The following is a 1,492-nucleotide window of genomic DNA, read 5'->3' on the forward strand; positions in this document are numbered from 1 at the left end:
TTCTGGCGATTCTAAAATGTTTATGTGTAATAAATCTAGTCTTAGTTCTAAACTCGTATTCTAGACGATTTAATTCGTCTGCTTTCGCTGCATATAAACTTCTTAAATTACTTAAATTGTCAAAAATATTAATTTCGTATTGCATAATAAAATTATAAAAAAACACCGTTTTTAACACGGCGTTATAATGACAATTTAGATTTAACTTCTTCTTTATTTTCAGGTTCAGATATTTGGTTTAATACTTTAATATAATCATTTTTACTACGATAACCATTATAGTTCTTATACATGTATTCATCTACATTTTCAGCGTTGCGATAATTCGTTAATTCCTCATCATCCATAACTTTTAAATGTTTAATAAGAGCTCTTAAATGAAAAACAGTAGCTACAGATTCGTTTGTTTGTACCAGATATCTTTTATCGAAGTTTTCGTTCAAAGGCATATCATTTTTAATTTTGGTAGAAAATAAAACCTCATTAACGGATTTGAATTTTTCATTAACACTAATTCTCTGTATAGTTAAATGATCTGATTCCAAACTCTTATTCAATCCATCTATTACATTTTTTGTGTCTTTATCATTTAATTGATAAACAGGATTATGTTGATTATTTTTATAAAATTTGAAAAATTCTTCGCTTTTCATAACATGTATTGAAGAAGTATTTATATAAGATTTTTCAATGCTTCCGTTAAATCTAACTAATATTTCTCCCTTATGTTTTTTTCTACTATCATATCCTGTTCTTGCGTTGAGAAAATAAATATCGTTTGCACTATAAAATATAAGTAATGGCCTAATGTCTCTTCTTCCTCCGTGGGCTAAAATCTTAATACCATTTATGTCGTGCGAAAATGTATCTACTCTTTTTCTGATAGCAAAATTTGTTCTATCTCATGCTTTTGAAAACACAAAACCCTCCTTCAATTGATAAATTTATTACCTAATTCTTATTATCAATTAAAAAAAATAAAAACATAGCTTTATTTATAAATACTTACAAAATATTATAGTAATACAAAAAAAACTTATTTATTTTTTTGTATTAAAAATAAAAAAAGCGACACAACCAGGAGTTGTGCCTGAAAAATAAATTTTCTCCGCTTGCCTGCTCACAACATATCCCACTTCCAAGTCTCAACTGCGGCTGATTCCACTTGGCGATTCAGATATATTTTGATAACTATATTATACACATAATATACATAAACCAAATAAAATTATTTAACTTTTTTATGTCATGTAAGAAACAAAAATGTCCTCGTAGTATAAGAAACAAAAAAAGCCTTTTTGATAATATTTTATTGTGATTTAAATGACAATGATATTTATGAAAATTACCAAGTACAAAACCAAAGAAAAATTAGATAAATATGATTACAAAACAAAATTAAAAAATAAATTAATTGCATTGCAAAATTACTTAAAAAATACAAAATGGTCGCTAAAAAAGATAGCAGAAGTTATTAAAATTTCGTACTCGG

General features: G+C 25.8%; 1 protein-coding gene. It reads right to left on the reverse strand.

Features of this window, described 5'->3' with window-relative positions:
* Nucleotides 1-182 precede the first annotated feature (182 nt).
* Entirely contained in the window at nucleotides 183-920 is a 738-nt protein-coding gene (locus N1F73_RS03635; RefSeq protein WP_260360149.1) for an Mbov_0400 family ICE element protein, read from the reverse strand.
* Nucleotides 921-1,492 lie beyond the last annotated feature (572 nt).

The sequence above is a fragment of the Mycoplasma sp. HS2188 genome, from assembly GCF_025209835.1.
Classification (GTDB): Bacteria; Bacillota_I; Bacilli_A; order Mycoplasmatales; family Metamycoplasmataceae; genus Mycoplasmopsis.